The following is a 19,102-nucleotide window of genomic DNA, read 5'->3' on the forward strand; positions in this document are numbered from 1 at the left end:
CGCCCCTGCTCCCCGCGCCCCCCGCCGCTCCCCCGGAGGTCCCACCGTGTCCCGCACCACCTGGTCGTCGAGCACCGTCCCAGCGCCACGCCAGGACGAGGAACAACGCCTGAGAGAACTCGGCTACCAGCCCGTCCTGGCCCGCCGCATGGGCGGCTTCGGCAACTTCGCCATCAGCTTCTCGGTCATCTCCATCCTCTCCGGCTGCATGACGCTGTACGGCTTCGGCATGAACACCGGCGGCCCCGCCGTGATGCTCTGGGGCTGGGCGGGCGTCGGCCTGTTCGTGCTCTGCGTCGGCATGGCGCTCGCCGAGGTCACCAGCGCGTACCCGACGTCGGGCGCCCTGTACTACATGGCCGACCGGCTCGGCGGACGCCGGTGGGGCTGGTACACGGGGTGGCTCAACCTGCTCGGGCTGCTCGGCGCGATAGCGGGCATCGACTACGGCGCCGCGCTGTTCACCGGCGCGTTCCTCAACCTGAAGTTCGGCTTCACGCCGACCCCCGAGAAGACCTTCCTGATCTTTCTGTGCATCCTGCTCCTGCACGCCGTCCTGAACCTGTTCAACGTGCGTCTGGTCAGCCTGCTCAACTCGATCAGCGTGTGGTGGCACGTGGCCGGCGTCACCGTGATCGTCGGCGTCCTCGCGATCGTGCCCGACCACCACCAGTCGCCGTCCTTCGTGTTCGGCGAGTTCGTGAACGGCACCGGCTGGGACAACCCGCTCTACGTGACGGCCATCGGCCTGCTCCTCGCCCAGTACACGTTCTGCGGCTACGACGCGTCCGCGCACCTGTCGGAGGAGACCTCCAACGCCTCGGTGACCGCGGCGCGCGGCATCGTGCGCGCCATCTGGGCGTCGTGGATCGCCGGTTTCATCCTGCTCGCCGGACTGACCTTCGCCATCCAGGACTACGTGGGCGCCCAGGAGAGCGCGACCGGCGTGCCGCCCGCGCAGATCATGATCGACGCGATCGGCGAGTCCGGCGCGACGGCGCTGCTGCTCATCGTGATCGTGGCGCAGCTGTTCTGCGGCAACGCCGAGACCGCCGCTGCCAGCCGCATGGTGTTCGCGTTCAGCCGCGACAACGCGCTGCCCGGCTCCGCGATCTGGCGCAAGGTCAGCTCCCGTACCCAGGTGCCGGTCCCCGCGGTATGGCTGTCGGTGGGGCTCGCCGCGGTCATCGCGCTGCCCTCGCTGTACTCGACGACCGCGTACACGGCGGTGACCGCCATCAACGTCATCGGCATCACCCCCGCGTACGCCATCCCGATCTATCTGCGGCTGCGCGCGGGCGACCGATTCCAGCCGGGCCCGTGGAACCTCGGCCGCTGGAGCAAGCCGGTCGGCTGGATCGCGGTGCTCTGGGTGCTGTTCGTGACGGTGCTGTTCTGCCTGCCGCAGGCCTCGCCGGTGACCGTCGACTCGATGAACTACGCGTCGATCGCGCTCGCCGTGGTGCTGCTCCTGGCCACCGTGTGGTGGTTCGTGGCGCGCCGCTCCTACAGCACGCCGCAGGCGTACGGTTCGGACCGCGAGCAGGCCGAGGTCGCGGAGAACATCGTCTGAGTCGCGGTGCCGAACCGCCTCACGCGGGGCGGTCGTTGAGGATCTTCTGGAAGAGCCGGTGGTCGCGCCAGGCGCCCTTGATGAACAGCAGGCGCGGCGCGACCCCGTACTCCTCGAAGCCGCACTTCGTGAGCACGCGCCGGGACGCGGTGTTGTGCGGCTGGGTGCCCGCCTCGACACGGTGCAGGCCGAGTTGGGTGTCGGCGGCCTCGCACACGTGCCGCGCGGCGGCGGTGGCCAGGCCGCGGCCCACCTGCTCCGCGTCGATCCAGTAGCCGAGGTTCCCGCTGCGCAGCAGGCCGTACACGATGTTCGACAGGGCGGCGTGACCGACGATCTCGTCGCCGCTCTCCAGCACCCAGTGCGCGGACCGGCCCGCACGGCCCTCCGCCAACTGTGCCCGGGTCCGCTCCGCCTGGCCCTGCGCGGTGTAGAAGGAGGCGGGTCGGGCCGGGTCCCACGGGTCGAGGTGCGCGCGGTTGCGCCGGTAGGCACGCGCGAGCGCCTCGGCGTCCTCGAGCGTGACGGGGCGGATGAGGACGTCGGTCGCGAGCGTGCCCGTTCCACTGATCATGCGCCCAGCGTACGAGCCGCCGTGCGGCCGGCGTCAGCGGCCGCCGGCCACCCGTACGACCGTGCCGGTCGCGTACGACGCGTCGTCCGAGAGCAGCCAGGAGACGGCCGCCGCGATCTCCGACGGCTGCCCCGAGCGTCCCAGGGGGATGCCCGCCGCGAGCTTCGCGGGGCGCTCGGGGTCGGCGTGGAACTCGGTCCAGATCACGCCGGGGGCAACGGCGTTGACGCGGATGCCGTCGCCGGCGACCTCTTTGGACAGGCCGACCGTCATCGTGTCGACGGCGCCCTTGGCCGCCGCGTAGTGGACGTACTCGCCGGGGGCTCCGAGGGTGGCCGCGGCGGACGAGATGTTCACGATCGCGCCGCCGCCGTTCGCCGTCAGGTCCCGCACCGCGCGCCGCGCGCAGAGCAGATAGCCGAGGACGTTCACTTCGAGCGCCCGGCGCATGCCCTCGGTGTCGGCCTGCGCGAGAGGCCCGACGGGGCCGCTCACGCCGGCGTTGTTCACCAGGCCGGTGACCGGGCCGAGTTCGGCGGCGGCGGTGTCGAAGAGGCGGTCGACATCGGCCTCGTCGGCGGTGTCGACCCGGACGGTGACGCAGCGGCGGCCGGCCGCGCGGACCGCGTCGGCGGCCTCTTCGGCGGCCACCTCGTCGGAGTGGTAGCCGATGACGATGTCGTGGCCGTCCTCGGCGAGACGGGCGCTGACGGCCGCGCCGATGCCTCGGCTGCCGCCGGTGACGACGGTGACGGGCTGGTGCTGCACGGGGGACCTCCGGCTCTGGGTGGCTGACTGTCGCGCCGCCCGGACGCGGGGGTCGCCCGCGTCCGGATCACGCCGTCATCCTACGGAGCGGTGATCTTGACCGGCGGGCAGGTCCTGCCGGCCGGTGGGCAGGTCCGGCGCCAGCGGGATCAGGGTGGCGCGGCCGGTGCCGTGCCGCAGCCGCAGCAGCCCGCGGCCGGGCTCCCACTGGACGACGCCGTGGTGGGCGCGCAGCTGCGCCCGCAGCCGTTCCGGCTCAAGGGTGCGCAGCGCGGCGGGGGCGCCCAGGGTCGGGCCGAGGAGGTGGAGCGGGATCAGACCGTCGTCGCGTACGTCGTACGAGGAGAGCAGTACGTCGACCCGCTCGACCTGGTCGACCTCTTTCTCGACCTGCTCGACGTCTTCGACCGCAGGAGTGGGGGTGGGGGTGGCGTGCTGGTGCGTCATGGTGCGCCTCCGGAGTCGTGGACCCCGGGTGTCGCCGACCCCGGTGATCCGCCGTTCCCCGTGCACGTCGCACGGGGCGGGTCGTCACCCGGGGCACCCGCGACGGAGCGGGGTGCCGTCCAGCGAGCCGGGGCTTGACGCTGGAACTCGTGACCCGCACCGACCGTAACACGGTGTCCCGGAGGCCTGCCCGGGGTTTCTCGCGCCCTCGGGCAGGCCTCCGGGCGGGGCCTACGGCGCTTCGGCCGGAACGACCGCGTCCTCCGGGGCGGCCGCCTCGGCGGGCAGGCTGTCCATGAACGAGCTGACCGAGAAGACCGCGTTGCCGGGGCCCGCGGGGCCGTAACCGGGGGGCGACGACAGGCCGTTGGCCTCCATCGTGGCGCGGTAGGCCTCCAGGAGCCGCACGTGGTACTCCAGCGGGGCGCCCTGCGGGTTGGCCTTGCCGAGCGGTGTCGTGGGCTCCGGGCACCACGTGGTGAAGCGGGGCGTGATGCCGCGCGACATGAAGTACTGCAGGCCCTCGACGGTGGAGTCGATGGCCTCGTCGACCGTCTTGAAGCCGAACGGCTCCGCCATCTCCACGCCCGCGACGAAGTTGGGGATGACGTTGCGCGGCCCGAACACTTCGGCGGAGTCCAGGATGCGGCGGTGCCACTCGTCACGGCCGACGTAGCGCTCCTTGCCGGGGCAGTACCGCTCGAAGAGGTAGGGGTCCCACACCTCGTAGTTGGGGTGGTAGATCCGCACGCCGTAGTCGTGGAAGCGCTGCACGTCCGCCTTGGGCAGCGCCTGGGCGACGACCTTGCCGATCCAGCGGCCCGGGAAGCGCTCCTCGATGGCCTTCGCGTACTGGCCGTAGAAGTCGGCCTCGTCCTTGCCCTGGAGACGCGTGGTGATGGCGCCGCCGGTGAGCGTGTACGCGGTGGACGACTTGTTCGTGTCGTACTTGTCGATGATGGCGAGGGCCTCGAGGACCTCGTCCATCGGCTTCACGCCCGTGTAGGGGCGGCCCGCCGCCTTCTGCTGGCGCCAGTTGTGGTTGATGTCGCAGTACTGGCACTCCTCCTTGGCGCCGAAGTACTGGCAGACCCGGAAGACCGTCAGGTAGATGAGGTAGCCCCACTGGATGGTGGGTGCCACCTCCATCACCGACTTGCCGTTCTCCAGCGTGTGCCGGTAGTAGTCCGGCATCGGCGGCAGGCCGACGTCGGAGATCCGGGCGCCGTCCAGGTAGAGGCCGAGCACGCCGTGGTCGTCGGCGGCCACGCGGTAGGGCGAGGACGGGTTCACACGGACCGAGACCACGGTGCGGCGCAGCTCGTAGGGGCCGCCGGTGAGGACGATCTCCTCCGGCGGGCGGCGCAGCGCGGCGGCGCCCAGTTCGGGGAGCGTGCCGTGGTCGAAGGAGAAGATGAAGTACGACTTCGGCTTGACCTCGCCGCCTTCGTTGTCGCTCAGCGCCGACTCGTCGAAGGCGATGCCGCCGCGCAGCAGATCCTCCTTGATGACGGCTTCCCGCGGCACGTGCGGGAACCGCTCCATGAGTGACTCGATGAGCTCGGTACGGCTCTCGCTGCGGCTTGGCATGGGCCGGGCACCTCGGATCCTGTCGGTCGATCTGTCCCGTCCACGCTAATACCCGGCCGATCCGTTCGGGACCGGGCTCCGGTCGTAGGGCGGCCGCGCCGCGCGGCTATGCTTTCAACAGTCGCGCCAGAACGCGGTCGAGCGCCTCGATGTCCGCTTCCGGCAGCTCCAGCAGGGCGTCGGGCGGTGTGGTGAGGATCGCGGTGGCGCGGGCGGCCGCGGCCCGGCCGTCCTCGGTGAGGCGGACCAGCTTGGACCGGCGGTCGTCGGGGTTGGTGAGGCGTTCGGCGAGGCCGCGGCGGACCAGGTCGTCGACGATGACGGTGGTGTAGGGCGGGTCGCTGCCCAGCCGCTCGGTCAGGTCCCGCAGCGTGATCGGGTCGCCGGTGAGGCGGCGCAGCGCCCTGATGCGGCTGAAGCTCATGCCGAGGCTCTCGGCCACCGCCTTGCGGCGGTTGTGCCGGTCGAGGACCAGGGTGCTCATTCCCTGCCAGACCCGGGTCGCCGTCCTGAGGGCCGCGTCGTCCGCCGCCGGCGGCTCGGTGTCGTGTGCGCGCTCCATCAGGCCTTCACTGTCTCCTTCGTCCCCTCCGCCTCCTCGGCGGCGAGCGTCCGCGCGGTGCGCCGGGCCGTTTCCCGGGCCCAGCGGCCGGAGGTGAGCGTACCCGTGACCAGCACGGCGGCGCCGCAGCCCGCGATGATCCACCAGGCCGTGCGGGCCGCGTCGGTGAAGCCCGCGGCGCCCGCGTGCACCCCGCCGGCCATCAGGGCGCCGATGACGGCGACGCCGAGGGACTGGCCGACCTGACGGCTGGTGGAGGCCACGGCGGCGGCGAGGCCGGCCTGCGAGCGGGGCATCCCCGAGACGGCCGTGTTGGTGATGGGCGCGTTGACCAGGCCGAATCCGGTGCCGAAGAGCAGGTAGGCGACGACGAGCACCGCCGTCGGCAGGTGCGTGGAGTAGGTGAGCGCCTGCAGTACGGCGCTCGCGCACAGCGCGGTCCCGGCGAGCAGCAGCGGGGTGCGGGGCCCGCGGGAGGCCACCATGCGGCCGGAGACCGGCGCGGTGAGCAGCGCCATGAGGGCCATCGGCAGCAGGAAGAGGCCGGCGTGCAGCGGGTCGAGATGGCGCACGTTCTGCAGGTACAGGGAGCTGACGAAGAGGAATCCGCCGAGTCCGGCGAAGGTGGCGACCGCGATGACGGTGGCGCCCGCGAACGGGGCGGAGCGGAAGAACCGCAGGTCGATGAGGGGGTCAGTGCGCCTGGGTTCGTACCGCAGCAGGCCGAGGAGCGCGCAGAGCGCCGCGGCCGCGCTGCCGGCGACGACGGGCGAGTTCCAGCCGCGGCTCGGCGACTCGATGATGGCGTACGTGAGGCTGAGCAGCAGGGCCATGACGAGTGCCTGGCCGACGGGGTCGACCCGGCGGGGGCGGGCCGCGCGTGATTCCGGCACGTACCTGCGGGTGAGGAAGAGCGCGGCCAGGCCGATCGGCACGTTGATCCAGAAGATGGAGCGCCAGCCGGCCGACTCCACGAGCGCTCCGCCGATGATCGGCCCGGCGGCCATGCTGATGCCGACGACTCCGCTCCAAACGCCGATGGCACGGGCCCGTTGGCGGGGGTCGGTGAAGGTGTTGCTGATGATCGACATGGCGACGGGGTTGAGCATCGAACCGCCGACGGCCTGGAGGATGCGTGCGGCGACGAGCCAGCCGAGGCCGGGGGCGAGACCGCAGAGCAGGGAGGCGGCGGTGAAGATCGCGAGACCGGCCCGGAGCGTGCGGCGGCGCCCCACCCGGTCGGCGGTCGAGCCCGAGAGCATCAGCAGGGCGGCGAGGACCAGCGTGTAGGCGTCGACGGTCCACTGCAGCCCGGAGACCGAGGTGTGCAGGTCACGCTGGATGGAGGGCAGGGCGATGTTCAGGATGGTGTTGTCGAGGCTGACGATCAGCATGCTCATGCAGCAGATGGCGAGCACGAGCCAGGGCCGCGGGCGTGCGGCGTCCTCCGGCATGGCGGAACTCCTCGGGTGGGTGCGCGCGGGTGCGCCTCATTTATTTGTGTTGTCACAACCATTGCGAGGCTACAACTAATGCGCCGGAGGTGTCATACGAGGTTGCGCGGCCGGCACATTTGTCTGGGGCCGCCCGCCCCGGCACCTCTACAACGCCACCGGCACCCCGCCGCGGGCCGACGCGTAGCCCGCCGCCGCGATGCGCAGGGTGCGCAGACCGCCCTCTCCGTCGGCGACGGTCATGCCGCCTTCCGCGGGGCCGAACAGGAAGGCGCGCAGCATGAGTTCGTCCAGGTCGACGCCGAACGGCAGCTCGATGCCGCGCCCCCGCCGTTCGCTGAATCCGTGCACCTTCTGGTCGAAGGCGTCCATCTCCAGGGTGGCCCGCTCGCCGACGACGGTGAGCTCCAGGCCGCCCCAGGAGTGGTGGGAGCGGGGGTGGGACCAGCTGCAGTCGATGGTGGCGACCGCGCCGTTCGCATAGGTGACGCTGACCAGTCCGCCGGTCTCGGCGGCGACCTCGTCCGCGTACAGGAGGTTGTTGGTCTGCGCGTACACCTCCACGGCCCGCTCCTCGCCGAAGAGGTCGTCGAGGAGGTCGGCGACGTGCACCGTGTGGTCCATCAGGGCGCCGCCGCCGGAGAGTTCGGGCTCGGCGAACCAGCGGCGGGCGCGGGTCGGCATGGCGCCGTTGTTCGCGGCCGACACGGTGAGGACCCGCCCCGCCCCGCCCGAGGCGACGGCCGACTTCACGGCGGCGTACGCGGGACTGAACCGCACCGGGTAGGCGACCGCGAGCCGGACGCCCGCGGCGCGGCAGGCGGCGACCATCGCCTCGCCGTCCGCCACCGATGCGGCGAGCGGCTTCTCGCAGAGGACGGGCACACCGTGCGCCGCGGCGAGCTCGACCAGCGGCCGGTGCCGGGCGTTCTCGGAGCAGACGATCACCGCGTCCGGGCCCCAGGCGAAGGCTTCCTCGTACGTCTGCGCGTACGCGGCGCCCGCGGCGTCGGCGACGGCTCGGCCGCGTACCTCACCGGGGGCGGCGCGGTCCGTGTCCGGGTCGCAGCCGAGGACCTCCGTCCCGGGCATCCGGGCGAGGAGCCGCAGATAGCCTGCGGCGTGGACGTGGGCGAACGACAGGACGGCGACCTTCATCACGCTGCCTCCTCGATCTCGACGACGCGGCCGGTGCGGCTGGACTCCACCGCGGCCTCGGCTATCCGCACGGCCTCGACGCCGTCGCGGGCGCTCACGCGGGGCGCGGGTCCGCCGTCGACGGTTCCGCCCTCCCGCCAGGACTCCGCGAATTCGCGGAGTTCGGTGAGGTAGGGGCTCTCGGTCATGGGGCTGTTGGGGATGCCTTCGTCGGCCTCCCGTACGCCCTGCGCGGTGATGCGGAAGCCGGGCGCGGCGGTGGAGTCGTGGTGCAGCAGGCCGTCGCGGCCCGCGACCCGGAAGGTGGTGCGGAACCGCTGGTCGGGCAGGCCCCACAGGCCGTTGATGTGGCTGACGGCGCCGGAGGCGTGGGTGAGGACGGCGGTGGCGGTGACGACTTCGGGCGGTGTGCCGGTGGCGCGTTCGACGCCGCGGGTCCGCGCGTGCACGCGGACGACGTCGCCCGCGAGCCAGCGGGCGATGTCGATGTCGTGCACCATCAGGTCCATGATGACGCCGCCGGACTGGGCGGGGTCGCCGAACCACGGCGCCCACCGGGGCCTGGCCCCGCCGCGTGTGAAGCGCAGCACGGCGAGCTCGCCGAGGTCGCCGCGGACCACGGCCCGCCGCAGGGCCGCGTACGCGGGGAAGTACCGCACCACGTGGGCGGGGTGGAGCCGCACGCCCGCCGCGTCGGCGGCCGCCGCCATCTCCTCGGCGTCGCGGGCGGTGAGGGCGAGCGGCTTCTCGCAGACGACGTGCCGGCCCGCGGCGACGGCGGCGAGGGCGAGTTCCTTGTGGGTGGGGGTGGGGGTGCAGACGTCGACGGCGTCCGTGTCCGCGAGGAGCGCGTCGGGGCTGTCGACCGCCCGGACGTCGTGCCCGCGCCCGGCGTACTCGGCGGCGAGCTTCTCGGCGGAACCGTCGACGGTGTACGTGCTCACCCGGGCGCCGAGCGCCAGCCAGCCGGGCAGATGGGCACGGGCGATGCCGCCCGCGCCGAACAGGCCGATGTGGAGCGGTGGCATAGAGGGGCTGCCTTTCCTTGCCGTGGGGGTGTGGTGGTCGTGCCGAGGGGGGGGCGGGGTCAGGTCTTGGAGCCGGAGAGGGCGACGCTCTGGACGAAGTGCCGCTGCAGGACGACGTAGACGAGCAGCATCGGCAGGCTCGCGATGAGCGAACCGGCCATCATCACGGGATAGTTCGTCTCGAACTGGCCACCGCGATCCCGGGAGCAGGGCGGATGTTGGGCGGTGCCTGCTTCGAGCCTCTGAACTGCTGTGATGAATTGCGACCAGTAGTGACGAGTGCGGACCCGATGGGCCGCCTAGCGCTCCCCCGGCGCTCCCCAAGCGTGAAACGCTCCCCGTAGACTCCCCGGCTTTCGCTTCCCAGCATCCCAGCCCTCTGTGCATTTTCCTACCCCAGGACCTCGCCAGCGTGCCCCGGTTCGTACTCGCTCCCCAACGCCGCGGCGGCTCCCTCTCGCGTGGCTTCCATGGCGATGACGCAGTCACGGCAGGCACGCACTTGGTACTCGCCGTCAGCTCGGGGGCGGATCGTTTTGACGACGGTGGTCTCGGTCGCGCCGAGGCTGGGGTGATGGAAACAGATACCCGACGCCCAGTCATAGAGGGCGAGGATCTGCTGGCGGTCCATGTCCCGACTCCCGTGGGTTGAGCTGGCATTGGCAACTGGGGTGACGCGCATAAATCCCTCCCCGGCAACTGCTTACGGCCTTACTGCACGCGTCAGGGTGCTGCAGGGCTACTGACAGGGGGTGGGCACGGGGTCCTGGCGCCCGGAGAGTGCGAGGCTGGGCACTCGCCCATGATCACAGAAAGCCTCAAATCTGATGCTGACTTATGATCATGGTCGGTAAAGCGTTGGCCGGGTGCACGCGGAACAGCAGGAATGGATCACTGACGCCCTCAGGGCCATCGGTGACCGCATCCGCGTCCGCCGGCACCACATGGACATGACCCAGGAGACGCTCTCCTTCAGCACGGAACTGGGCCGGTCGACCATCCAGCGCATGGAGGCCGGCGAGGAGATGAAGCTCAGCCATCTCCTGCTTGTCGCGCACGCTCTGCGCGTCCACGTCACGGACCTCCTCCACTAGGACCGGCCGGCAACAGGCGGGAGCGATGGGCCATAGCGCCTCTGCTGGTGATGTATGGCATTCAAATGCATATATCTGCCATGCGGAAGACTGCGTACAGCGATCGTTGCAGTGTTCCGTTCGCACGGGGTGCGAACTGATCACCCGTGGTGTAAGCGCTGGCCAGAGCTGCGCACGCACTGTGCACGGAACATCACCTTCGCGGCCGTACACCCGGGCAGTCAAGGTGCACCCGCACCGTGGACCCGCCCGCGGACGCGCTGTGGATGTCATGCGTGGTGTACGGCTCACCAGACCGGATCGGGTGGTCGCAGCGGGCGCAGATCACTGTTCCTCCCGGGCCAGGGAGTCGAGGTCGACAAGCCGGCGGCCGAGCTCGGCGACGCCGATGGCCGCGGCTAGAGGTGTCTCCTGCCGGGCTTCGTCAAGGGCGTCCTGGCTGTCGAGCAGTATCCGGCGTCGCGCGTACCAGCTGACCGAGTACTGCTTGTCTGCTTCGAACTGGCCCTGTACGACGGGCATGAGCTGGGCGATGTGCGCGCGCAGCCGGGCGTCGAGGTCGGCGAGCTGTTCCGGGGGCGGCAGGTCGCGGCAGGCGGCGCGTGCGCGGTCGATGAGCTCCTGAAATGTCGGGGCGCTCATGAGGGCCGCTCCGCCCTCGGGGCCCCGCCGACGGCGAGGATGCGGGCGATGCGTTCGGCGCATGCCTGCTCGTCTCCTCGTTCGCCGACCTCGTAATCGAAGCTGGTGAGGTATCGGCTGCCGATGAGTTGGATCTCTTCGGCGAGGTGTGAGTTGAGGGGGTTGGATACGTTGAGTTTCGGCTCGGGGCCGTGTGCGGTTACACGGAGGCCTCGGCTCTCGAGGTGTTCACCGAGTCGGTGCAGGTCGTCTTTGTCCACGCTTTGACGATCTCAATCCCGCTGGTGGGGGCGGGATATGACAACCTATGACACGGAGTGGATCATGCGGACGGTTGCTATCACGGGCACACGCAGCACAGGGCATCGCAGCCTCGACGAGTACGCCCGGATCTTCGCCGACTACCTCGGTCCGTTCACCCGCGACGCGCACTTCTACATCGGCGGCGCGAAGGGCATCGACTCCCTCAGCCTGCTGTGGCTGGCCGGGAACACGGGCGCACAGATCACCGTCGTCACCCCCGGCACGGTCGACCAGCAGCCGGCCGAAGCCCGCCAGGCGATCACCCGGGTACGGGACCGCATCAAGGAGATCGTCGAACTCGGGGCGCCGGAACTGCGGTCGGCCGCCTTTCACGCACGGAACCGGTGGATGGTCGACCGGGCAGGGATGACCATCGGATTCCCCAAGAGCGATGAGCCACAGTCCGGGACCTGGCAGACCCTCACCTACACCTCCGATATGGGTAAGCCGAGGCTGATCGTGCCCGTATAGGCAACGTCTGCGCCACTATGGCCGGATGGACCACAGAGCCGCCGGGGCTGCCGCACTGAAGCGGCTGCGGCATCGCCGCGGGCTGTCGCTGTCCGACGTCGCCCGTGCCCTCATCGAGCACGCCCAGGAGCTGCATCAGCCGCACCTGCCTGCGGTCGCGTCCGTGCAGCGGTCGGTGGCCCGCTGGGAGGCCGCCCGTCCGACGGTGCCGGACGAGCGGTACCAGCTGCTCCTCGCCCACCTGTATGCGCGTACCCCTGCGGGTCAGCCAGCCGTCGGTGCCGGCTCGGACTTCGACGTCCTCATGGAGGCGCTGCGACTGTTCGGGGAGAGCGAGCAGCGCATCGCCGAGCTGAGGTCGACGATGGTGCGGGCAGTCACTGACGAGGGCGGCGGCATGCTCGCGTTCCTCGCGCCGGGCGTCCAGGCCGGGCTCGCCTCAGCGCTGGCTGACCCGACGGGCGTCGATGACGACGTCGTGACCGGGTTGGCCTCGGTGGTGTCGGGCGTGAACTTGCAGGTGGGCTCTTTGCCGTTCGTCCGGCTGCAGTTGATGCTCGCACCGGCCGTCGAGGCGTGCCGTCGCCTGCTGGCCGGGCCGTCCCCGGAACCGCTGCTGCCCCGTCTGCGGGATACCGCGGTCGCCGCTTGCGCGCTCGCCGGCCGCTTGGCTTTCGAGACACGTGACGATGCCGCCTCCCGTGCTCTGTATGCGGAGGCGACCCGGGAGGCGGGGCTGCTTGAGCAGCCGTGGCGGCGGGCCGGCGTCCACATGAGCCATGCCCTGGTGACCCTCTACTCGACTCAGGGCATCGCGTCTGCCCGGCTCCTCGTCGATGAGGCGGTGCGTGCGGCTCGGTCCGGGGATTCGACTCTGGTGCGGGCGCGCGCTCACGCGTTGCAGGCGGAGATCGCGGCGCGTGCGGGTGAGGAGCGGCAGTCGCAGGCGGCGCTCGGTCTTGCCTGGTACGACCTGGATGCCGATCATGCCGGTGATCCGGCTCCCACCAGCTTCTCTCCTGGCCATCTGCGGGGCTTCGAGGGTGTCTGTGAGCTGTATGTGGGTGATCCGGCGGTGGCGCACGACCGGTTCGCTCGGTCCGCGGAGGCGCTGTCGGCGCCGCGGGAGCAGTTGCAGCGGGCGATCGTGACGACCGACCAAGCGTTGGCGCGGGTCAAGATGCGCGACCCGCGGTCGGCCGCGGAGTTGCTGCATGAGTGCGTGGCAGCGGCGTCGGCGACGGGTGGTCGGGTGCCTGCGATCCGTCTGCGGCGGGCTCGTCAGGAGCTGCGGCCGTGGCGGCGGGAGGATTTTGTGGCCGATCTCGACGATCACCTGATGGACGTTCTCGGCACGTGATCGTCATATGCCGGTCACGTCGGGATCCTGGGTGATGTCAGACCCGCCGCTTAGACTGTGGGCCATGATCCCCACTCCCCCGGCGTGTGGTTCCGCGCGGTCTGCCGCGGTGGTGAACGACGAGATCCGGGCTTTGATGCGCCGCCCGGAGGTACGGCTGTCGGGCGAGGACCGAGTCCGGTATGAGGTGCTGGTCGCGGAGTGGACGCGCGCCGAGCAGGCGGAGTCGCTGCGTGGCGGGATCGTCGAGGCGGCGTAACATCCGCCCGTGGCTATCGAACTCCCTGACGACCTGATCGCGCTGGAACGCTCCGCCTGGGAGGCAATCCAGGCCGGAACCCTCACCGTGGAGACCGCGAACGCGGTGCAGCAGCGGATCCGGGAGTTCGCCGCCGAATCCGGGGAGCCGCGGCTAGCCGTCGAGACCGAGCTGAAGAAGCTCGTGCGGCACCCGGAGCCGGAGGACGACGCGGCCTGAGCGCGCGCCAGACCGCCCGTCTCGCGCCTTGATGGTGAAACTGAGCGCCTTGATCGCGCGCCAAGCCCATCACCTCGCGCCCCAGCAGAGCGCCCCGCCCGGCACTGTACGGGCGGGGCGGCAACGCTGCAGCCACAGCGCGGATAGATGGCAGCAGCGTAGCGTCGAGCACCGACAACGCGGACAGGACCGCGGTCCCATTCGCCCACAAAATCGAACACGTGCTCTACTGGGAGAGGCGCACCCACCACCCACCGACGCCGAGCCGAGGAGCAGCCATGACCGACATCACCGAACGGCAACGCTCCGTCCTCGCCTCCATCCGCAACCACATCGCCGACCACGGTGAAGCACCCACCATCCGCGAGATCGGCGCCGCCGTCGGCCTGTCCAGCCCCTCCTCCGTCCTGTACCAGCTGCGCCGCCTCGAGCAAGCCGGCGCCATCGAGAGGGCCCGCGGCACCGGATGGCGGGACTACCGGCTCACCTGATGACCGACCACCGCCGCCTCGACGCACTCCGCTTCCTCGAGCGGGTACAGCTCCGTGACCTGGAGCGCACCCGCCAGTGGATCGCCGCCGAGGAACGGCGCGAAGCCGAACGGATCCGCGGTGAACAGGCCCGGCCGCCCGCCCCGGAATGGCTCCTCGAGATAGGCATCGGCGTCGCCAAAGCCCCGGTGTCCGTGCATGCCGGAGGCTGTCACATGACCGGGAAGCGCACCCGCAGCATCGACCGCGCCCAGGCCATGCAGCACCTCAGCGACGGCGTAGCCGCCTGCACACACTGCCGGCCCGACACCGAGCTCGGCGTCATCGACTGAAGCTGCTCACGCCGCGGCGGTGTCCTTCGGTGCGGGGACGTACTCGACCTGCTGGTGGCCGCAGCCCTCGGCGAGCTTCCGCAGGGCCGCGACCTCAGCCTTGTCCGCGGTCAGCGACCACCGCAGTTTCGTCGCGGTCCAGTCCGCGGCGTAGGTGCAGTAGGCGTCGGCGAGCGGCGGCAGCCACTGGGCGGGGTCCTGGTCGGCTTTGCTGCGGTTGGACTTTGCGGTGACGGCGACGAGGCTGCGTTCGGCGTCGAGATCGTTGGCGTAGTCCTGTCGGTGGCGTGGCGTCCACGTAGAGGCGCCGGAGTCCCAGGCCTCGGCGAGCGGCACCATGTGGTCGATGTCCAGGCCCTTGGGGTCGGTGAGGGTTTTCCCGTCGTAGTAGCTGAACCACGTGCCGGCGGTGACCTTGCACGTGCCCTCGATGACCGGCTCGGTGCGGGACTCGGAGATCAGCACCTCGGCGCGGGTGGTGCACTTGTCGCGGTCGGCGTCCACCCAGTGCTTGAAGCTGCTGCGGACGTACCCGTCACGGGACTCGGCCGCCAGCGGCAACGCGTCGATCGCCCGGGCCAGGGTCAGGTGGCGGGGTTCGGGGGCCGGTGCCGCGTGGGCGGGTACGGCGGCAGCAGCGGGCAGGACGAGGAGGGCGGCGGCGAGGGCGCGCAGCGGTGAGGAGAGCATGCGCCCGTGATATCGACTGCCGGCACCTAGGCGAAGGCGAACCCTGCCGGCGTCACCCGCTCGGGCCGATCAGTCGTACCGGAGAAACGACTCACCAGCGTCCGCGGCCTACGCCCCGCGCTTCTTCGCGGCCGTCTTCCTGCCCGCCGTGGTGGTCTTCTTCGCCGTCGTCTTCTTGGCCGTCGTCTTCTTCGCCGCTGCGGTCTTTTTGGCGGTGCGCTTCTTCGGCATGTCGTGGACGGTGGCGTCCTTGCCGGAGGGCTCGCCGCGGCCGGCCTTCGCCTTCTGCACGGACTCTTCGAGCGCGGCCATCAGGTCGATCAGCTTGCCGCTCTGCGCGGCAGGCTCGTCCGGCGCCGCGGGGGGCCGTTTCCCGTCGGCTTTCGCGGCGATGACTTCCTCGAGGGCGGTGGTGTAGCGGTCGGTGGCCCACTCCTGGTCGGCGATGCCGTCTTCCGTCATCGAGTCGATGAGGAGTACCGCCTCGTCGATCTCCGCCTCATCCAGCTCCACAGTCCGGGGCGCGAGCGTCTCGGGGCTCCGGACTTCGTCGTCCCACTTCATGGCGTGCAGCACCAGGACGTCGTCCTGCACGCGCAGCAGGCCCAGCCGTTCGCGGCCGTGCCACGCGAATTTCGCGACGGCCACCTTCGAATTCCGGGCGAGGGCCTGTGTCAGGAGGGTGTACGGCTTCGCGGAGACCTGCCCGTCGCCCTGCAGGTAGTAGCCCTCCGCGATCCGGACGGGGTCGATGCTCTCGGCCGGGACGAACGAGACGATCTCGATGGCCTTCGCGGTCGGCAGTGGCATCTCCTGCAGCTCCCGGTCGGTCACGGCGACGATCGTGTCCTTGGAGACCTCATAGCCCTTGCCGATCTCGCCCTGGCCGACCTCACGCCCCTCCAGCTCGCAAACTTTTCGGGTGCGGACGCGGCCCATGTCCTCCAGGTGGAACTGGTGGAAACGGATCGAGTGGTCCTCGGTCGCGGCCAGGGCCTTGATTGGGATCGTGACCAGGCCAAAGCTGATCGCGCCGGACCAGATGGGACGCATGGGGCACCTCCGTGACAGCCCCGAGAAGGCCAGGCTATGAGCGAGTCGCCTCGCGAGCACCTTGAGGCCGCCCGTCTGTACCGGATGCGACATCGGCGGTGAGTGCCGAGCCGCGATTGTCAGTGCCACCGGCGATGATGCGGTCATGGCGATCACGATGAAGAACTACGGCCTCACCTGGACCAACCCGGACGGCGTCCCGCACGCGACCGTGTGCAGCTACGACAAGAGCAGCGCCGAAGACCGCAAGAAGAAGCTCGAAGCCGACGGCTGCACCAGCGTGAAGATCAGCGAGACCAAGCCGGGACAACTGCTCCACCCGCAGACCTGACGCAGCTTGGCACGCGGGGCTGACAACCGATACAGGATTCACCTACCGTGGCAAAGCGGCCACCTGAGTTCGCAGCCACTTCGGTGGAGTCCTTCGGGACCTCGGTGGCCGCACCTACGTATCGGGGAGACGCCATGAACGACACCGCCTGGGGATAGAACGGCGCAACACAACGCCCCGCAGCCAGACGGCGCGGGGCGTTGACGTGCTCAGAGGATGTCGTCGGATGCGGCGTCGACCCACTTGTCGGCGTCGCGGATGTACCGCCAGAAGACCGGGCTCCCTTCCGCGTGGCCGGACTGTTCGCGGATCTTCTCTTCCCGCTTCCCTGCTCGCCGACTGGCGGTGATGAACCCGGCTCGCATCGAGTGCCCGGTCAGGCGGACGGTGACGCCCGCGCGTTCGGCGTTGCGGGCGATGATCTCTCGGACGGCTTCGGCGGTGAGGTGCCGGTCGGCGATGTTGCCCCAGACGTCGATGGCGCGGAAGGCGGCTCCGGTGGTGATGCCGCTGGCGGTCTTCCAGGTGGACCAGGCGCGGACGGGGCAGGTGTCGGGGTTCTTGTCGCGCGCGACAACGACTTCGCGAGCAGCCTTGCCCTTGACGCCGGGGATGCGGACTTTGAGGCCTTCGCTGTGGAGGGTGATGCCGTCGACTCGGAGGGCGGCGACTTCGGCGGAGCGTCCGGCGATGAAGAACGCCATGAGCCAGAGGGAGCGGTCTCGGAGTCCGGTGAGGCTGTCGGGTATGGCGGCGGCCATCTGGCGGAGCTGGTCGGGGGTGGCGGCTTTGGCTTGGCCTCTGCCGCGCGCGAGGCGTTCCTCGTCGCTCTTGAGTGGCTTGAGCGCCTGCCTCGCTGCAACGGTGACGTCCTTGGGGATCTCGATGCCGTGCTCTCGTCGCAGCGTGACGGTGACTCCGGTGATCCTGCGGTCGATGCTCGTGGGCGCGGCGAGCTTGATCGTGTCGAGCCAGACGACGAACCCGACGAGGGTGCCTTTGGTGACGTCGGTCAACGCGAGGCGGTGGCCGGTCTGTTCGGCGAGCCAGTCGTGGAACTCCTCCCACAGCGCCCAGTCGTTGGCGTAGCCGCGCTTCGTGTTGTGGGGGCGGATGGCGTCGAGGTGCTTCTCGGCTGCCTCTTCCATGGCGGCGAGGACGGCGAGCGTCGCAGCGTCACGGACGGCGGGGGTGGCGTGCGGCTGGTGCGGGACGAGGTCGGTCACGGGCCTTCCGTCAACTCCCTGTATCGGTCGGAGATCGCGGACATGGCGTCCTCCTCGGCCAGCCTTCCCGCAGTCCATCCAGCCCAGATGGCCATCACGTCGGTGGTGAATTGCTGGTATCCGCCTTCGAGGGCGGCGGCGATCTCCGTGGCGGCAGGGGTGGGGACGGTTACGCCGTAGCGGCCGGTGATGTCCCTGATCAGTTTCACGGCGTCGTGTGCCATCTCAAGTCCTCCTTGAAAACAATGTTGTCAGGTGGGCAGGTCGAGTTCGCGACGCAGCCTCAAGAGCGCGTGCGCCTTTGCGGCGACCCGCGCCTCCTCGCGCCACCGCTTCTCGACGTGCCCCGGGATCGGCCGACCGCCCTCCGCCGCCCGGAGGGCGTCGAAGACGTCGAAGAGCATCCGCTGCCCGCGATCGCGCGCCGCGTCATCCATGACGCCCCCCCTTCCGGTCCAGGTGCGTGAGCTGCCATTCCTCGGCGAGCTTCAGCCAGTTGTCACCGTCGGTGTACTGCGGTCGGCGGTCTGCCCAGCGCTCGAACGTCTTGGTAATTTCGCGGGTCGCCCAGTCGCTGATCCCGTGCTGTTCGATCAGGTCCCTCCAGGAGTCGCGAACCTCGTCGTACTGACGTCGGGAGTAGTCGAGGCCGTCGCTGGGGTCGATGTCGTCGATGTTGACGCCACAGTGGAGGCAGAGGGCGGTGTAGGCGTCGGCCATGGAGGTGCGCTGGTCCGCCCATTCGGCGGGGCTGTTCGGCTTGAGGGTGTGGGCGTAGTGGTCGCGAACTCGCCTCGGGTGGTACTTGCTGACCATCGTCACCCCTACCTTCAATCTGACCTGCATATCAGCTGTTTCTGTTAAACAAGAATGCCACCCCTCTTCGCCTGCGTCAAGCCGTCGCGCCAGATGAGTGCTAGATTCTGTTAAACACAAACCGAGGGGGAGTGATGGGGCGACCCGCCACCGGGCAGACGAAGGTCATGGGCTTCCGGCCGCCCAAGCCGCTGCGCGACGAGTTCGAGGCGCTGGCCAAAGCGGAGGACCGCTCCCCGTCCGACGCGCTCATTGAGGCGATGCACGACTGGGTGAAGAAGAAGCGGCGCGAGCGAGCGACGGAAGGGGATCCACAAAGGTCGCATACCCAAGACGGGGAGTCGGACAATCACCCCAAATAGCGCCCGCGATATGGCATGTTATCGAGAGCCGTCGCTGATCAACTCGCAGCGCGTAAGGGAACGTTATGCGCTAGCCCACACCCTTGACTGTAGCGTTCGATACATGCATCATTCGCTACATGAGCGATGATGAGACTGCCGCAGCCGAGCGGGAGTTGACCGAGTACCAGCGATGGGCCGACGGCCGCGACGACATGGTCCGCCGCGCGAACGCCGCCGGGGTGAGCAAGAACCGCATCCACGTCCTGACCGGCATCGCCCGCACCACCATCGACCGCATCCTCAAAGAGGAGGACTGA

28 protein-coding genes and 1 riboswitch are annotated in these 19,102 nt (G+C 70.1%); of the genes, 11 read left to right on the plus strand and 17 right to left on the minus strand.

The window, feature by feature from the left end; genetic code table 11:
- Positions 1–46 precede the first annotated feature (46 nt).
- Positions 47–1,573, plus strand: coding sequence for an amino acid permease (locus ACZ6B8_RS35075; RefSeq protein ID WP_471072220.1), 1,527 nt, complete (start codon positions 47–49; stop codon positions 1,571–1,573).
- A gap of 19 nt (positions 1,574–1,592) precedes the next feature.
- Here ACZ6B8_RS35075 and ACZ6B8_RS35080 read toward each other — a convergent pair whose 3' ends face one another.
- The 9 genes from ACZ6B8_RS35080 to ACZ6B8_RS35120 all read right to left on the minus strand — a co-directional run bounded on the left by ACZ6B8_RS35080 (position 1,593) and on the right by ACZ6B8_RS35120 (position 9,785).
- Positions 1,593–2,147 (minus strand): GNAT family N-acetyltransferase, encoded by a 555-nt coding sequence (locus tag ACZ6B8_RS35080; RefSeq protein ID WP_471609793.1) that lies wholly within the window; start codon positions 2,145–2,147, stop codon positions 1,593–1,595.
- Between the two features lie 33 nt (positions 2,148–2,180).
- A complete protein-coding gene (locus tag ACZ6B8_RS35085; RefSeq protein WP_471609794.1) occupies positions 2,181–2,915 on the minus strand; it encodes an SDR family oxidoreductase in 735 nt (244 codons plus the stop codon).
- Positions 2,916–2,990: 75 nt separating this feature from the next.
- Positions 2,991–3,362, minus strand: coding sequence for a hypothetical protein (locus ACZ6B8_RS35090; RefSeq protein WP_471609795.1), 372 nt, complete (start codon positions 3,360–3,362; stop codon positions 2,991–2,993).
- A 45-nt stretch (positions 3,363–3,407) separates the two neighbouring features.
- Positions 3,408–3,517, minus strand: a riboswitch (SAM riboswitch).
- Between the two features lie 76 nt (positions 3,518–3,593).
- Positions 3,594–4,952 carry a radical SAM protein gene (locus ACZ6B8_RS35095; protein WP_362361309.1) on the minus strand — a complete coding sequence of 453 codons (1,359 nt, stop codon included), beginning with the start codon at positions 4,950–4,952 and terminating at the stop codon, positions 3,594–3,596.
- Positions 4,953–5,058: 106 nt separating this feature from the next.
- On the minus strand, positions 5,059–5,514 hold the full coding sequence (locus ACZ6B8_RS35100) for a MarR family winged helix-turn-helix transcriptional regulator (protein WP_471072233.1): 456 nt from the start codon (positions 5,512–5,514) through the stop codon (positions 5,059–5,061).
- Positions 5,514–6,968 (minus strand): MFS transporter, encoded by a 1,455-nt coding sequence (locus ACZ6B8_RS35105; RefSeq protein WP_471609796.1) that lies wholly within the window; start codon positions 6,966–6,968, stop codon positions 5,514–5,516. Before ACZ6B8_RS35105 ends, ACZ6B8_RS35100 begins: the two co-directional genes overlap by 1 nt.
- Positions 6,969–7,115: 147 nt before the next feature.
- Positions 7,116–8,126, minus strand: a complete 1,011-nt coding sequence (locus ACZ6B8_RS35110) for a Gfo/Idh/MocA family protein (RefSeq protein ID WP_471609797.1) — start codon at positions 8,124–8,126, stop codon at positions 7,116–7,118.
- Positions 8,126–9,154, minus strand: coding sequence for a Gfo/Idh/MocA family protein (locus ACZ6B8_RS35115; RefSeq protein ID WP_471072242.1), 1,029 nt, complete (start codon positions 9,152–9,154; stop codon positions 8,126–8,128). The genes ACZ6B8_RS35110 and ACZ6B8_RS35115 overlap by 1 nt, the downstream gene beginning before the upstream one ends.
- Positions 9,155–9,545: 391 nt before the next feature.
- Complete coding sequence (locus ACZ6B8_RS35120) at positions 9,546–9,785, minus strand: hypothetical protein (RefSeq protein ID WP_471609798.1); 240 nt, start codon at positions 9,783–9,785, stop codon at positions 9,546–9,548.
- A 235-nt stretch (positions 9,786–10,020) separates the two neighbouring features.
- Between ACZ6B8_RS35120 and ACZ6B8_RS35125 the strand changes: the two genes are divergently transcribed.
- On the plus strand, positions 10,021–10,248 hold the full coding sequence (locus tag ACZ6B8_RS35125) for a helix-turn-helix domain-containing protein (RefSeq protein ID WP_471609799.1): 228 nt from the start codon (positions 10,021–10,023) through the stop codon (positions 10,246–10,248).
- Positions 10,249–10,572: 324 nt separating this feature from the next.
- Here ACZ6B8_RS35125 and ACZ6B8_RS35130 read toward each other — a convergent pair whose 3' ends face one another.
- Together ACZ6B8_RS35130 and ACZ6B8_RS35135 are read right to left on the minus strand one after the other, a co-directional pair.
- Positions 10,573–10,890, minus strand: a complete 318-nt coding sequence (locus ACZ6B8_RS35130; RefSeq protein WP_471609800.1) for a DUF6415 family natural product biosynthesis protein — start codon at positions 10,888–10,890, stop codon at positions 10,573–10,575.
- Positions 10,887–11,150 (minus strand): hypothetical protein, encoded by a 264-nt coding sequence (locus ACZ6B8_RS35135; protein WP_471609801.1) that lies wholly within the window; start codon positions 11,148–11,150, stop codon positions 10,887–10,889. Before ACZ6B8_RS35135 ends, ACZ6B8_RS35130 begins: the two co-directional genes overlap by 4 nt.
- A 64-nt stretch (positions 11,151–11,214) precedes the next feature.
- Here ACZ6B8_RS35135 and ACZ6B8_RS35140 point away from each other — a divergent pair, with 64 nt between their 5' ends.
- From ACZ6B8_RS35140 to ACZ6B8_RS35165, 6 genes are all read left to right on the plus strand, one after another.
- Positions 11,215–11,664: a DNA-processing protein DprA gene (locus tag ACZ6B8_RS35140; protein WP_471609802.1), complete on the plus strand. Its 450-nt coding sequence runs from the start codon at positions 11,215–11,217 to the stop codon at positions 11,662–11,664.
- A gap of 25 nt (positions 11,665–11,689) precedes the next feature.
- Complete coding sequence (locus ACZ6B8_RS35145; RefSeq protein ID WP_471609803.1) at positions 11,690–13,024, plus strand: hypothetical protein; 1,335 nt, start codon at positions 11,690–11,692, stop codon at positions 13,022–13,024.
- A 64-nt stretch (positions 13,025–13,088) separates the two neighbouring features.
- Positions 13,089–13,283, plus strand: coding sequence for a hypothetical protein (locus ACZ6B8_RS35150; protein ID WP_471609804.1), 195 nt, complete (start codon positions 13,089–13,091; stop codon positions 13,281–13,283).
- A 9-nt stretch (positions 13,284–13,292) separates the two neighbouring features.
- Entirely contained in the window at positions 13,293–13,502 is a 210-nt protein-coding gene (locus ACZ6B8_RS35155) for a hypothetical protein (RefSeq protein ID WP_471609805.1), read from the plus strand.
- Between the two features lie 278 nt (positions 13,503–13,780).
- Entirely contained in the window at positions 13,781–13,993 is a 213-nt protein-coding gene (locus tag ACZ6B8_RS35160) for a LexA family protein (RefSeq protein ID WP_471609806.1), read from the plus strand.
- Positions 13,993–14,325, plus strand: a complete 333-nt coding sequence (locus tag ACZ6B8_RS35165; RefSeq protein ID WP_471609807.1) for a DUF6233 domain-containing protein — start codon at positions 13,993–13,995, stop codon at positions 14,323–14,325. Before ACZ6B8_RS35160 ends, ACZ6B8_RS35165 begins: the two co-directional genes overlap by 1 nt.
- A gap of 6 nt (positions 14,326–14,331) precedes the next feature.
- Here the strand turns inward: ACZ6B8_RS35165 and ACZ6B8_RS35170 are convergent, their stop codons facing one another.
- Positions 14,332–15,015, minus strand: coding sequence for an HNH endonuclease family protein (locus tag ACZ6B8_RS35170; protein ID WP_471609808.1), 684 nt, complete (start codon positions 15,013–15,015; stop codon positions 14,332–14,334).
- A gap of 108 nt (positions 15,016–15,123) precedes the next feature.
- Positions 15,124–16,068: a non-homologous end joining protein Ku gene (gene ku, locus ACZ6B8_RS35175; RefSeq protein WP_471609809.1), complete on the minus strand. Its 945-nt coding sequence runs from the start codon at positions 16,066–16,068 to the stop codon at positions 15,124–15,126.
- Between the two features lie 145 nt (positions 16,069–16,213).
- On the opposite strand from ku, the gene ACZ6B8_RS35180 reads away from it, so the two are divergent.
- Positions 16,214–16,399, plus strand: a complete 186-nt coding sequence (locus ACZ6B8_RS35180) for a hypothetical protein (protein ID WP_471609810.1) — start codon at positions 16,214–16,216, stop codon at positions 16,397–16,399.
- A gap of 209 nt (positions 16,400–16,608) precedes the next feature.
- Here ACZ6B8_RS35180 and ACZ6B8_RS35185 read toward each other — a convergent pair whose 3' ends face one another.
- From ACZ6B8_RS35185 to ACZ6B8_RS35200, 4 genes are read right to left on the minus strand one after another with little or no spacing between them, the layout of a single operon-like run.
- Positions 16,609–17,625, minus strand: a complete 1,017-nt coding sequence (locus ACZ6B8_RS35185; RefSeq protein WP_471609811.1) for a tyrosine-type recombinase/integrase — start codon at positions 17,623–17,625, stop codon at positions 16,609–16,611.
- The gene (locus ACZ6B8_RS35190; protein ID WP_471609812.1) at positions 17,622–17,849 is read right to left on the minus strand and encodes a hypothetical protein; all 228 of its coding nucleotides are present in this window, start codon (positions 17,847–17,849) and stop codon (positions 17,622–17,624) included. Before ACZ6B8_RS35190 ends, ACZ6B8_RS35185 begins: the two co-directional genes overlap by 4 nt.
- A 27-nt stretch (positions 17,850–17,876) precedes the next feature.
- A complete protein-coding gene (locus ACZ6B8_RS35195) occupies positions 17,877–18,062 on the minus strand; it encodes a hypothetical protein (protein WP_471609813.1) in 186 nt (61 codons plus the stop codon).
- A complete protein-coding gene (locus ACZ6B8_RS35200) occupies positions 18,055–18,441 on the minus strand; it encodes a hypothetical protein (protein WP_471609814.1) in 387 nt (128 codons plus the stop codon). The genes ACZ6B8_RS35195 and ACZ6B8_RS35200 overlap by 8 nt, the downstream gene beginning before the upstream one ends.
- Before the next feature lie 134 nt (positions 18,442–18,575).
- Between ACZ6B8_RS35200 and ACZ6B8_RS35205 the strand changes: the two genes are divergently transcribed.
- Positions 18,576–18,803, plus strand: coding sequence for a hypothetical protein (locus ACZ6B8_RS35205; protein WP_471609815.1), 228 nt, complete (start codon positions 18,576–18,578; stop codon positions 18,801–18,803).
- Between the two features lie 83 nt (positions 18,804–18,886).
- On the plus strand, positions 18,887–19,102 hold the full coding sequence (locus ACZ6B8_RS35210) for a DUF6003 family protein (RefSeq protein WP_471609816.1): 216 nt from the start codon (positions 18,887–18,889) through the stop codon (positions 19,100–19,102).

The sequence above is a fragment of the Streptomyces sp. NPDC041122 genome (assembly GCF_055592445.1).